Genomic DNA, 12,314 nt, shown 5'->3' with positions numbered 1-12,314 from the left:
TAAATCTGTACAGGAAAAGAAAGATACCTCTTGCAGTTTTTAAGCTCCGGGTTTGAAATAATCGAGGAGGCGATCGCCTGAGTCTGCGCGAATCAATGCTACGACTACATCAGGTAAAGCAGCTAAACTGGGGTAAACCAGATAACGTGGTTCCCAACGAGGGCGAAACTTTTCTTTATATGCGTGCAAGCCCTTGAAGTTGTAGAAGCGATTTAAATGTTCGTAAAGATAGTGCAATACCCTCTCTAAGCGCCGTGATTCGAGAGTTTCACCAACTCCAGCTAGTGCAGAAAGACCAAAATTGAAGCTATTGTAGTCTTTCTCTTTAAAATGCTGAAGTATGGAAACAAATAAAAAGTCCATTGTGCCATTTTCAAGAGACTGACGATGTCGCATCATGTCAATAGTGATTTCGTTAAGCTGGTACTCTGGTAGAAGATTAGCAAAAGCACCGATTTGACCGTCGGGAGTATGCACCACAGCAATCTCGCACTTTCGCAAATAAGCTTCGTCAAACCAACCTAGGGAAAAGCGTTTCTCTGAACCTTGTACGCTCTTCAGCCATTCATCACTTACAGCTTTGATTTTATGCAATAAGTCATCGGTAATTGATGGTTGATAAAACTCGATTTGGTATCCCAGTTTAGTCAAACGATTGATTGAAGGTCGAAAGTTTTTACCAGCTTTGCCTTGTAAAGTAAAAGCTTTCAAATCAACGATCGCTTCTTCGCCAATTTTGAGTGCCTTAAATCCCAAAGATTTGTAAAGCTCAACATCGTCGGGCAAAATTTGGTAAAAAGCAGGATACCAATCATTACATTGGCAAAACTGTTGAAAACTAACAATTACCTCTGTGCGGTCTTCAATTGGTCCAATGGGATCTCCTAAAGCAATCGCAGCGCGTCCTTTAGGAACATAGGCGATCGTGCTACGACCAGAAGGGCTAAAATAATAACTTTTATCACTTAAAAGTGTTAATGCTGCTAAAGAAGAACATCCATATTGCTGTACTATTTCTTTAGCTTTTCTTTGTTCAGTTTGAGTCGCTGAACTACGAACAAATACTGGCTGTAAAAGCATGACTATCGCAAAGGTAATTGTGCTAGCTGCAATCACATAAATAGAGTTTGCAAAAAATTCCCCAAACCGAGTTTTTGGTTGCAAACCCCAATTATCTTCAGTAAAGAACATTGCCAAAGTCTGAAGTATGGCATCGCGCCAATTAAAATTTTGCGAAAATTTGCCCTCTAATAAATAAAAACCGATTGTTCCGTATGCCAAGGTAAACAGCAAAGCACCAAACAACACGCGTACCCCTCGCGCAATTGAAGGACGGTCTGATTTTGCTGTAAATACATGGCGCATCATAACTAATTGCACCAATAAAATTACCGAAATCAGGCTTTCTTCATAGTCCAAACCTTTAAGTAAATGGCTAAAAATAGAAATAATTAGTAAGCCAATAGTGAGCAGCCAGGCAACTCGTTTTCTACGTAATAAGTTTGTAGCTAATGCTAGTAAAACAAAACCAGTCAATGCGGCAAATATATGTCCAGTAGCACGAATTTCAAATGGTACAACTTCCTTTAGCCAGTGATTACGTCCGTATAGGTTAGGTGTTACTGCTGATAATAAATTTATTACTCCGACTAAACCTGTAAATAAAGCTACGATCCAAAGCCCAATCTGAGTTTTTAAATTTTCATTCATTCTTAATTAAAAATTAGTTATTTTTTATTTTGTAGACTCTCTTTGTGCATTTTTGCAGGGTATTTTGAATTCTCAAACTGCTTTCCTACATACGAAAGCGAATCTTTAAGATGTTTATGGAAGTAATTCCAACTTACATCTACTCCAGATAAACCGTGACCTCCAAGAAATGTATAAAATACATTAGCAATGCCTAACTTATTCAAGTTTGCATGAAAGGCTTTGGTATAAGCTAGAAAATTAGTATCGTTAATACCAGCATCAAGATACACACGCAATAGCTTTCTTTCTTTAACTGATAGCTGTTGTACAATTTGTTGGGGACTATTTTGTGGGCCGCTGTTATCGATAAAGTAACCGCTATGGCTAAATAAAATGTTAAAGTTTTTTAAATAGCGTAATCCGATATTAAATGCGCCCCATCCTCCAGAAGATAGACCTCCTAGCGCCCAAAACTAGGGTTTTCCAAAGTGCGATAACGTAAATGAACAACTTGCACTAATTCCGAACCAATCAGACTTCCTAATTTGCAATTAGGGCCATCAAAATAACCGGGGTCATACAAAGGACTAGAACCACGATTATCATTACCATCTGATGTAATTACAATCGATGGCGGCAATTTTTTACTTTTGTATAATTCATGCAGTACATCTAAGATTCCATATTTATCAGCATAAGCGCGGCCATCATCATGACCCCCGTGTAGTAAAAATATTACAGGATAACGCTTTTGTTGATTTTTATTATAGCCAGGGGGTAAAATCACGCCGTAATTGCGGACTGAATCCATTGCTTGCGAATTGAAAGTTTCTAACTGAAACTTTAGCCCAGTATTTACTCCCTCTTGGGGTGGATCGAATTGGGGTGCTTTAACTAACTTTATTAGCTCTGCATTTAGTAATACTATAGATTTTGCCTTGCTAACTGGCAGTACTATCAGTTATCTTTTTTACTCAAAATGGGGAGTATCAACAGTAGCGATCGCGCAAATAATTGCCTTTGTTAATTTCACTTTTTGGCTGGGGATGTTCGCCCTCTCTGGATTTTTATTACTTGCTATGTTTGCAGGTATTGTGAGTAACGTTCCTGGTGGATTAGGAGTCTTTGATATCAAGTCCGGCTAATTATTTATAATTCCCGAATCTATGCAGAAAGCCCAAAAACCCTTCCCCTCTGCCCCTTTGCGGTCTTAATGATAAGTCTTTAACCGGACACGATATGAAACAGTGATTTTGCTAATTTTATCGTCTCAAATTTACGCAACAGCAATTTTAGGGTCACTGTTAGCTTATCGAGCAATATACTATCCAAAATTTTTTGAATATCGATACCCATATACTTTAGCGATCGCTAACTGAAGATTTATATTTTGAGCCATCAGGCATAATCGCACCTTCGGTGAAAGCACCACTCAGTTCATAGGCGTTCACTTTAGCATTTTTGAGATTAGCACCAGTCAGGTAGGCTCCCTGTAGGTTAGCACCACTCAAACTAGCATCTCTCAAATCTGCACCACTCAGGTTTGCATGACTCAAATCTGCACAAATTAAATTAGCACTTCTGAGATTGGCACTACTGAGATTAGCTTGACTCAAGCGAGCAAAACTCAGTTTCGCATGACTCAAATCTGCACCACTAAGTTTAGTCTGACTGAGATTAGCATTAGTCAAATCGCTTTCAATTAAATTGGCTTTACTCAGATTGGCATGGGAGAGATTAATCTTTACTAACTCTGCACCGGGAGCATCCAAACCTCTTAGAGAAACACCATCCTCGTTCAAATCTTGAAGTCCCAGCCTTTGGTTATTGGCTACATCCCAACAATCCTCCAGACTTTTCTTGGTCAAACCCTAAACCGCTTTGGACATAGCTATATGCCAAATCTACACATGTTTGCCGATAGCCATGCCTCAATGATTGCTTTGGTTGCCGCCGGGCAAGGGGTAGCAGTGATGCCGAACGAGGCAGAAGCACTGCCTCATCCCCAAGTTGTGTTTGTGCGGCTCCACCATCCCATATACTACGCCCGATCGGCTGCCGTGTGGCGGAAAGAAACACCTGAGAATCCTTAGTGCAAGCACTGACCACAAGTAACTCGTGCGGGGATTCTTCACAGTAAATATGCACTGATTTAGAATCAGTGCATATTTGGAAATTTAAGCAAGCACTAATAAATTTACGTGACAACACCAATTACAATTATTGGTACTCGCTTCTAATACGGCATTACTCAAGCATTTAGCGTTGAGCTTAGTTGGAGAGATTTCTGCCTGTCTGTGCCGCACTATTGCCTACATCACGAGCAGTTTCTTTAGCACCCTTCACGTAACCAGACCCAAATTCTTTCAGCGCTTCTCCTGACTGTTGCCCAATTTTCTCAAGTCGCTTACCAGGATTGCCTTCTGTTTTACGAGCGTCTTTATACCACTGCCCTGTTGTTTTCGGTCTTTGGGCATCATTTTGTTCTACCTTTTCGCGAACCCTTTCACCTAAGGCTTTGTTACTGTCCCCAAAAGCAATATTTGTCGTCAGCACTAAAACACCAACTAGGACAACAGCAAAAAAACGTTTTACTTGAAATTTGTTTAGCGAAGAGTTGATGTGAGCCACTGTCCTAGTAATTAAATTCGTCATGCCAATACTCCATTGGTTAATTTTCAATGCTTTTTTACAGTTTAGAAAGTTAATTGGCTCACTCCATATTTCAGCTACTGGCATAAGCAAGTGAACTTAGTTTATATGCAAATTAACCTAGCGAATAGAGTTACAGGTTAGAGATGAAATCTGCTAAAATCCCACCTATATCAAGCCAATCAACTTTTTTGATTACAAATACACACTAACTGTAAAAACGTAATTATCCTTCTAACAAAAGACATATCTCGATTATGAAAAAATAAGGCTTTTTAAATACTGCGGAAGAATTATCTCAGTTATTAGTCGTCAGTTGTCAGTTGTAATTTTTCTCCCCTAGCTCTCTCATCTCCCTAATCTCCCTAATCTCCCTCATCTCCTCCGCCCCTCTGCCCCTCTACTTCCCAGCCTCTTCTGCTCCCTCATCCTTCCAAGACGATCTAAGATTGTTGGGTACTCTATAATCCACGATCGCCAGCACACTGATGATTGAAGTTGACCATCTGAGTAAAACATACGGTTCTACCTCAGCGATTACTGATGTGACTTTTAGCGTAGAACCAGGAGAAATTTTAGGTTTTTTGGGGCCTAATGGCGCTGGAAAAACCACAACCATGAGGATTTTGGCGGGTTATTTACCAGCAACAAATGGCACAGCCAAAATTGCTGGCTTTGATGTTCATGAAAATTCTTTGGCTGTACGGCAGCGAATTGGCTATTTGCCAGAAACACCGCCGTTATATCCAGAAATGACTGTGGAAGGATTTTTGCATTTCGTTGCGCGCATTAAAGGCATATCAGCAGGCGATCGCGCCAATAAAGTCACCGCAGCTATAGAACGCTGTAATTTGCAAGATAAGCGGCGAGTAATTATTCGCAAACTTTCTAAAGGATATCGCCAAAGAGTTGGCATTGCCCAAGCGATCGTCCACGATCCGCCAGCCATCATTATGGATGAACCCACTGTGGGACTCGATCCCCGACAAATTATCGAGGTGCGAAATTTAATTAAAAGCCTCGCTGGGACTCACACTATTATTCTGTCTACACACATATTGCCAGAAGTGAGCATGACCTGTAACCGCGTGGCTATCATCAATCGCGGCAAGATAGTAGCAACTAATACACCAGAAAATTTGATGACGCAGTTGACAGGGGGTTCTGGATATGAAATTGAAATTACAGGAGAAACTAATCTAGCGAAACAGGTTCTGCAAAACGTAGCGGGTGTGAATTTGGTAGAATCAATTCCTGGTAATAATCTTCCTAGAGATAACCGGGCTTATTTGCGAGTAATATCGCAACTGGGAAGCGAACCGGGAAAAGACATTGCCATCGCACTGGTGCGTGCGGGATTTGGTTTACATGAAATGCGGCGTGTTAGCGCTACTTTAGAAGATGTATTTTTGCAATTGACTACAGAAGAAAAGAATTTGCAGACTGAGGTAAACTCAGCAGAGAACGAAGGAGAAGCAGCGTAAATGGGTATAGTACTGGGTAATATTATTGCCATTTATCGCCGAGAGTTACAGAGTTATTTTGTATCGCCTTTAGCTTATGCGATCGCTGGCGTATTTTGGTTTATATCGGGGTTATTCTTAGTAATGATTTTGCTAGGGCCAGACGGCATTTTGCCCGCAGTCGCAGCATACGATTTACAAGGACAACAACTAGGAGTGCCAGTGCCACCAATAGATGTCCCTTACGAATTTATCAGAGCATTTTTAGATCGTATGGGTTGGCTATTGTTATTTATCCTGCCCATTCTTTCTATGGGGCTTTATGCCGAAGAACGCAAGCGGGGCACTTTAGAACTGCTAGCCACGTCACCAGTCACCAATTGGGCAGTAGCTACAGGGAAATTATTAGGGGTGCTAACGTTTTTTATTACGATGGTTGTACCCTTGCTAGTATTTGAAGCGATCGCTCTTAGTGGATCGAATCCACCAATGTCGCCCTCAATTCCTTTACTGGGTCACTTTGGATTAATCTTGCTGGCTGCGGCAATTTTATCTTTAGGAATGTTTATTTCCTCTTTAACAGACAGCACAATTTTGTCAGCTGTCCTGACATTTGCCTTAATTTTATTACTATTACTTGTTGATTTAATCGCCAAAAGTGTTGGCGGGTCTGTGGGAGAAGCTTTAAGTCATTTATCGTTGTTGAAACATTACAACACCCTCATCCAAGGAATTTTTGATACCAGCGCCTTGATTTTATTTGCCAGTTACATTTTTTTGGGTATCTTTCTCACAGCCCAGTCCATCGATGCTCTGCGTTTTCAGCGGCAGTAGAGACGCGATTAATCGCGTCTGTACAGGAGTTTAGGAGTAGAGACGCGATTAATCGCGTCTGTTAGGAGTGAAGAATTATTTTCCTTGTCCTCCTTGTCCCTCTACCTTTCTGCCTTCTGCCTTGAGAGTGCTGAGTGCTAAGTGAAAAGTCATGAAAAAAATCAAAAAAAAGAAACCTTGGAAATATTTGTTTTGGCTAGGCCCGTTTTTAGCTGTTGTAGGCTTAACAGCTGGATTAGTTTCTGGAAATTGGAATTTAATCCCCTTAGCATTTCTGATTACGGGAATTGTCATTAGTGCAGCGTGGGTATTATGGCAAAGCCAGCAAAGTAACTGGTGGAAAAGTCGTTCTACTCAAGCTAGTACTAATGCTTTAATTGCGATTTTTGCTGTATTGGTAATTTTAGGGTTAATTAACTTTTTAGGTACTCGTTACCACTTGCGAGCAGACTTAACAGAGTCTCAGTTGTTTACCCTTGCCCCTCAATCAAAAGAATTGGTGCATAGGTTGCAACAGCCAGTAAAAGTATGGGTGTTTGATGCCAATCAAAATCCCCAAGACCGGGAATTGCTGGAAAATTATCAACGACAAGGTTCTAATTTTAAGTTTGAATACGTCGATCCCCAAACTAGACCGGGACTAGCAGACAAATTTGGCGTTAAAGATTATGGGGAAGTTTACCTAGAATCAGGAGAGAAACGCCAATTAGTACAAACGATAAATCAGAATGACCGCTTGTCGGAAGTTAGTTTAACAAATCGCTTGCAACAGATAACTAGTTCAACCACTGCTTCAGTTTATTTTCTTCAAGGTCACGGCGAACGCACAATTGCAGCGGGTGAAGGTGGAATATCACAAGCTGTTCAAGGATTAAGCGATAAAAATTACACTGTATCACCCTTGAATTTAGCAGAGAAGCCCCAAGTTCCTGACGATGCCACTGTGGTGGTAGTCGCTGGGCCCCAACGAGGATTATTTGATAGCGAGGTCAAAGCCTTGCAAAATTATCTCAATCGTGGTGGTAACGCACTACTAACGATCGATCCCAATACCAACCCTAACCTAAATAACTTGTTACAAGAGTGGGGTGTGCGTCTGGATAATCGTTTAGCAATAGATGTCTCTGGTAGAAGTGTAGGACTTGGCTTGGCTGCACCTATTATCACAGACTACGGACAACACCCGATTACTAAAGATTTTGGTAATGGCATTTCTTTTTATCGCTTGGCAAGACCTCTAGAAATTACTCCAGTACCTGGTGTCGAGGCAACTCCCTTGCTGCGAACCAAACCTTATCCCAATAGCTGGGCTGAAAGTGACCAGCAAAGCGAAAATCTAGAATTTAATCAAGACAAAGACCTCAAAGGGCCTTTAACCTTGGGTGTAGCTTTGACTAGAAAACTCCCAGCTAAATCTCAAACCACATCTAGTCCAACTCCTAGTGCTGCGGTGACTCCCTCGCCACTGCCATCACCGACAACTCAAAGTCCAGCTAGTCCAACTCCTAGTGCTGCGGTGACTACTTCACCACTACCATCACCGACAACTCAAAGTCAGGCTAGTCCTACTCCCAGTGCTACGGCGACTTCTTCACCAACGCCAGAGAAATCAGCACAAACAGCTACCGAATCTCGGTTAGTGGTATTAGGAAATTCAGATTTCGCTACCAATGGCTTATTTCAACAGCAACTCAATGGAGATGTATTTCTCAATTCAGTTGCTTGGCTAAGTCAACAGGATCGACAACCCTTGTCAATTAGTCCTAAAGAACCGAAAAACCGTCGGATAACCCTGTCAAATGCACAAGCTAGTATTTTAACATTGTCGTCTCTGTTAGCTTTACCCCTTATCGGGTTAGCAGCAGCAGCTCTTATCTGGTGGCGAAGACGGTAAGAAAGAGCAGGGGAGGCAGGGAGAGCAGAGGGGCAAAGGAGATGAGGGAGCAGGGGGAGAAAAATTACAGCTGACAACTGATTCTTGTAGAGACGCGATTAATCGCGTCTCTACGACAACCGACAACTGACTAAAAAATGAAATTGCCACGAACGACTCTAATTTTGATACTACTCGCTTTGGGTTTGGGTGGTTTTGTTTACTTCTATGAAATTCAAGGCGCGACTCAGCGAGAGGAAATTAAGGAGAAACAGCAGCGAATTTTTTCTTTTACATCAGATGATGTGCAATCTTTAGCAGTAAAAACACAAAAATTAACCGTAAATTTAGAACGTAACAGTCAATCTGATAATTCTAAGTGGTTACTAAAATCTCCGGTATCAGAGCCAGCAAATGATGCTATTGTTTCTTATTTGATGGATTTGTTAGTACAGGGTAAGAGCGATCGCACTCTATCTATCCCAGCTAACCAGCTTGGGGAATTCGGTTTAGATCGACCACAAGCCACTATTAATATTATCTTGAAAAACCAAAAAACCCATCAGTTGCTTTTGGGTAAGCCTGATTTTAATCGCCGTTTTGTGTATGCTCGAGCAGATTCCGCCCCGCAACCAAATGGCAATATTAATGTACTGTTGGTATCTACAGATTTTGAAAATGCAGTCAATCGGGATTTATCAGAATGGAAACAACCTGTAGAGAATCAGGCAACACCTTTGCCTAGCACTCTGCCTCTACCGACTCCAACCAATAGCAAATAAGCAGTTCAAAATATCTTTCGCTATTACATGACCAATCCGACCGCAACCTTGCTAATTTCCTGCCCCGACCAAAGGGGATTGGTGGCAAAAATTGCCAATTTTATTTATGCTAATGGTGGCAATATTATCCACGCAGATCAGCATACAGACTTTGCTGCTGGCTTATTTTTGATTCGTATTGAATGGCAGTTAGATGGATTTAATTTACCGAGAGACTTGATTGGTCTGGCGTTTAATGCGATCGCTCAACCTTTGGGTGCTAAATGGGAACTGCACTTTTCTGATACTGTGCCACGCATTGCGATTTGGGTAAGTAAACAAGATCATTGTTTATATGATTTGATTTGGCGACAACGCGCCGGAGAAATTCCAGCTGAAATTCCTTTAATTATTAGTAACCATCATAATTTAAAAGAAATAGCAGAGCAATTTGGTATTGATTACTCCCACATTCCTATTAATCAAGATAACAAAGCGGAACAAGAAGCTAAACAACTAGAATTACTGCGAAAGTATCATATTAATTTAGTTGTTTTAGCTAAATATATGCAAGTTGTGAGTGCAGATTTTATTAACCGTTTTTCACAAGTTATTAATATTCATCACTCTTTTTTACCCGCTTTTGTAGGTGCAAATCCCTATCATCGAGCATTTGAACGCGGTGTCAAAATTATTGGCGCAACAGCTCATTATGCCACTGCTGATTTAGATGCAGGCCCAATTATTGAACAAGATGTAGTGCGAGTAAGTCACCGTGATAAAGTTGATGATTTGATTAGAAAAGGTAAGGATTTGGAGCGAATTGTATTAGCTAGAGCAGTGCGTTTACACTTGCAAAATCGTGTTTTAGTATATGGTAATCGTACAGTTGTGTTTGAGTAACACTATTTTAAATTTGGGATTTTAGATATTAAATTGGGAATCACTTTTTTTCCAATGCCAAAGCAATGGCAATAAATAGCACAGTCAATCCTTGAATGGCGTAAACCACAGTCACTGGTACTCCCGCACTGCGTTGCATGACATTAGCACCACTGCGGAGTGCTGCGAAAAAGAGGGAAGTCAGTACCACACCGAAAACACTACCACGACTTAAGAAAGCGATCGCAATGGCATCAAATCCATAACCGGGTGAAACTTGTTCAAATAAGCGATACTTTAACCCCATTACCTCAGATGCACCCGCCAACCCAGCCAAACCACCTGCTAACGCCATCACCAGCATAATAGTACGTTCCACAGAAATCCCGGCATAACGGGCGGCAATAGGGTTAAATCCAACGGCGGAGATTTGATATCCTAGAGGCGATCGCACTAACAATACCCACAATATCCCCGCCGCTATTAGCGCCAGCAAAATTCCTGCATGAGCGAGGCTTTGCGGTAGGATAATCGGCAACTGTGCAGATTTAGCAATCAATGGCGAGTAAGGACTAGGCGCTGCTGGTGCTTTCAAGGGGTTTTGCACGAGGTAGCTGACTAAATTTATAGCAATATAATTCAGCAGCAACGTGGTGATAACTTCATTTACTCCCCGTACTGCTTTGAGATAACCAGGAATCCAACCCCACACTGCACCAAAGATAAATCCTGCTAATAACGTCAAGGGGATGTGAATCAAAGCTGGTAATCCCTGCACATATAACCCAATTAAAGTACTTCCCAAAGCACCCAGGTAAATTTGCCCTTCGCCACCGATATTAAATTGACCTGCACGCAACGCTACTAAAACTCCTAAACTGGTAAACAATAGCGGTGTCATTTTGGTAAGGGTGTTGCCAAATCCGAAGTAGGTGGAGAGGGATTCTTGAAAAAGCGTGGTGTAGGCTGCGATCGGATTTGCCCCAGCAAGTAAGATGAGGATTGCACCGACGAGAAGGGCGGATACTACAGCGATGAGGGGCGATAAGATTGGTAGCAGGAGTTTAGTGCGATTCATTGCGATCGTTGTGCGATGATTACCAATCCTCAACCTCAAAAAATGAGTATCGAGCAATATCGCGACTGGGAACCATTACAAGACTATCGCTATGAATACGTCAACGGCGAAGTCTTTGCAATGACTGGGGGTACAATTCCCCATAATGATATCGCTCTGAATCTCTACAGAGCATTGTATCCTCATCTGCGTCCTAGAGGTTGCCGCATAAATGTTGCCGATGTCAAAGTGCAAGTTAGTTTTGAAAGCCTGTATTACTATCCTGATGTTGTAGTTAGTTGTGATGCACGGGATTTAAATGCTCGCAAATTTATTCAATATCCTAAAGTAATTGTCGAAGTTCTTTCCCCTGGAACAGAAGCTAAAGATAGGGGAGAAGAGTTTGCTTTTTATCGAACTATGCCTAGTCTGCAAGAATATATTTTGATTGAATCTGAGAAAATTGGAGTTGAATTATATCGTCGTGGCGAGGGCCAGGGCAAACGCATCTAAAGTATAAGAATCCTTTAATAGCAAGGGTTTTGGCGTTTTTAAAGTTAGCCTATTTTTTCGTCAATATCCTTATCCTGCAAGGGTTTTAGAAATACCGTGCGTTCGCCCTGTGGCGAGGGCAGAATGTGGTTGTATTCTCCATATACAATTAGTAACAATATTACTATAGAAAGTATTGACTTTAGTTGTGGAATTGACTTGATTTATGAAGACGTAAGTTTTGAAAGTGAATACTAGATATATTTATTTAACCGAAGTCGAGAAACATCGCATTTCCCTTCTCATCTGCATCTTGGTAATATCTGACAAGCGGATTATATGTGTACTCAAATAAATGATTATAGCTATCTTCTTCTAAACCTCTAAATTTTAACCTTTTGTTAATAGTTTCAATAGAAAAATTTGATAAAGCTTCGGCTATCTTTTTTACTTCATCATCATTAAAATAACGTGAGTTCGACGGGACTAAAAAACGGCAGGAGGCAGTGCAGGCAAATCGTTTGGGTAAATGTCAATTGAGGGTTTTTTGGGCAGATAGGTGTAAGCAGCCAAACCAGCCATCAAGTTGACCAAAAAGTTAAATACAC

13 protein-coding genes and 2 pseudogenes are annotated in these 12,314 nt (G+C 41.2%); 8 read left to right on the top strand and 7 right to left on the bottom strand.

Annotated elements, in window-relative coordinates; translation table 11 throughout:
- Nucleotides 1–39 precede the first annotated feature (39 nt).
- From RMY31_RS31055 to RMY31_RS31045, 3 genes are all read right to left on the bottom strand, one after another.
- Complete coding sequence (locus RMY31_RS31055) at nucleotides 40–1,710, bottom strand: phosphatidylglycerol lysyltransferase domain-containing protein (RefSeq protein ID WP_322665003.1); 1,671 nt, start codon at nucleotides 1,708–1,710, stop codon at nucleotides 40–42.
- Nucleotides 1,711–1,727: 17 nt separating this feature from the next.
- Nucleotides 1,728–1,988: a hypothetical protein gene (locus tag RMY31_RS31050; protein ID WP_409878929.1), complete on the bottom strand. Its 261-nt coding sequence runs from the start codon at nucleotides 1,986–1,988 to the stop codon at nucleotides 1,728–1,730.
- A 164-nt stretch (nucleotides 1,989–2,152) separates the two neighbouring features.
- Nucleotides 2,153–2,503 carry an alpha/beta hydrolase-fold protein gene (locus tag RMY31_RS31045; protein WP_409878927.1) on the bottom strand — a complete coding sequence of 117 codons (351 nt, stop codon included), beginning with the start codon at nucleotides 2,501–2,503 and terminating at the stop codon, nucleotides 2,153–2,155.
- Between the two features lie 127 nt (nucleotides 2,504–2,630).
- Between RMY31_RS31045 and RMY31_RS31040 the strand changes: the two genes are divergently transcribed.
- Entirely contained in the window at nucleotides 2,631–2,837 is a 207-nt protein-coding gene (locus RMY31_RS31040) for a hypothetical protein (protein WP_322665005.1), read from the top strand.
- Nucleotides 2,838–3,053: 216 nt separating this feature from the next.
- On the opposite strand, the gene RMY31_RS31035 is transcribed toward RMY31_RS31040, so the two are convergent.
- Nucleotides 3,054–3,560, bottom strand: a complete 507-nt coding sequence (locus tag RMY31_RS31035; protein WP_322665007.1) for a pentapeptide repeat-containing protein — start codon at nucleotides 3,558–3,560, stop codon at nucleotides 3,054–3,056.
- 27 nt (nucleotides 3,561–3,587) lie between these two features.
- On the opposite strand from RMY31_RS31035, the gene RMY31_RS31030 reads away from it, so the two are divergent.
- Nucleotides 3,588–3,785 (top strand): LysR substrate-binding domain-containing protein, encoded by a 198-nt coding sequence (locus RMY31_RS31030; protein ID WP_322665009.1) that lies wholly within the window; start codon nucleotides 3,588–3,590, stop codon nucleotides 3,783–3,785.
- A gap of 178 nt (nucleotides 3,786–3,963) precedes the next feature.
- Here the strand turns inward: RMY31_RS31030 and RMY31_RS31025 are convergent, their stop codons facing one another.
- A complete protein-coding gene (locus tag RMY31_RS31025) occupies nucleotides 3,964–4,347 on the bottom strand; it encodes a hypothetical protein (RefSeq protein ID WP_322665011.1) in 384 nt (127 codons plus the stop codon).
- 485 nt (nucleotides 4,348–4,832) lie between these two features.
- On the opposite strand from RMY31_RS31025, the gene RMY31_RS31020 reads away from it, so the two are divergent.
- The 5 genes from RMY31_RS31020 to purU all read left to right on the top strand — a co-directional run bounded on the left by RMY31_RS31020 (nucleotide 4,833) and on the right by purU (nucleotide 10,178).
- Entirely contained in the window at nucleotides 4,833–5,828 is a 996-nt protein-coding gene (locus RMY31_RS31020) for an ABC transporter ATP-binding protein (protein ID WP_322665013.1), read from the top strand.
- Nucleotides 5,829–6,641 carry an ABC transporter permease gene (locus RMY31_RS31015; RefSeq protein WP_322665015.1) on the top strand — a complete coding sequence of 271 codons (813 nt, stop codon included), beginning with the start codon at nucleotides 5,829–5,831 and terminating at the stop codon, nucleotides 6,639–6,641. It abuts the gene before it with no gap.
- A gap of 151 nt (nucleotides 6,642–6,792) precedes the next feature.
- Nucleotides 6,793–8,535 carry a Gldg family protein gene (locus RMY31_RS31010; protein ID WP_409878923.1) on the top strand — a complete coding sequence of 581 codons (1,743 nt, stop codon included), beginning with the start codon at nucleotides 6,793–6,795 and terminating at the stop codon, nucleotides 8,533–8,535.
- A gap of 137 nt (nucleotides 8,536–8,672) precedes the next feature.
- Nucleotides 8,673–9,296 (top strand): DUF4340 domain-containing protein, encoded by a 624-nt coding sequence (locus RMY31_RS31005; RefSeq protein WP_322665018.1) that lies wholly within the window; start codon nucleotides 8,673–8,675, stop codon nucleotides 9,294–9,296.
- 27 nt (nucleotides 9,297–9,323) lie between these two features.
- Nucleotides 9,324–10,178: a formyltetrahydrofolate deformylase gene (purU, locus tag RMY31_RS31000; protein WP_322665021.1), complete on the top strand. Its 855-nt coding sequence runs from the start codon at nucleotides 9,324–9,326 to the stop codon at nucleotides 10,176–10,178.
- Nucleotides 10,179–10,218: 40 nt separating this feature from the next.
- On the opposite strand, the gene RMY31_RS30995 is transcribed toward purU, so the two are convergent.
- Nucleotides 10,219–11,235, bottom strand: a complete 1,017-nt coding sequence (locus tag RMY31_RS30995; protein WP_322665023.1) for an ABC transporter permease — start codon at nucleotides 11,233–11,235, stop codon at nucleotides 10,219–10,221.
- Between the two features lie 15 nt (nucleotides 11,236–11,250).
- Here RMY31_RS30995 and RMY31_RS30990 point away from each other — a divergent pair.
- Nucleotides 11,251–11,697, top strand: a pseudogene (locus RMY31_RS30990) (Uma2 family endonuclease); the annotation flags it as partial.
- A gap of 277 nt (nucleotides 11,698–11,974) precedes the next feature.
- On the opposite strand, the pseudogene RMY31_RS30985 reads toward RMY31_RS30990, so the two are convergent.
- A pseudogene (locus RMY31_RS30985) lies at nucleotides 11,975–12,166 on the bottom strand (hypothetical protein); the annotation flags it as partial.
- Nucleotides 12,167–12,314 lie beyond the last annotated feature (148 nt).

The sequence above is a fragment of the Dendronalium sp. ChiSLP03b genome, from assembly GCF_034531165.2.
Lineage (GTDB): Bacteria > Cyanobacteriota > Cyanobacteriia > Cyanobacteriales > Nostocaceae > Dendronalium > Dendronalium minutum.
Note: the sequence above shows the minus strand (reverse complement) of the source record. Positions and strands in the feature narration are given on the sequence as shown.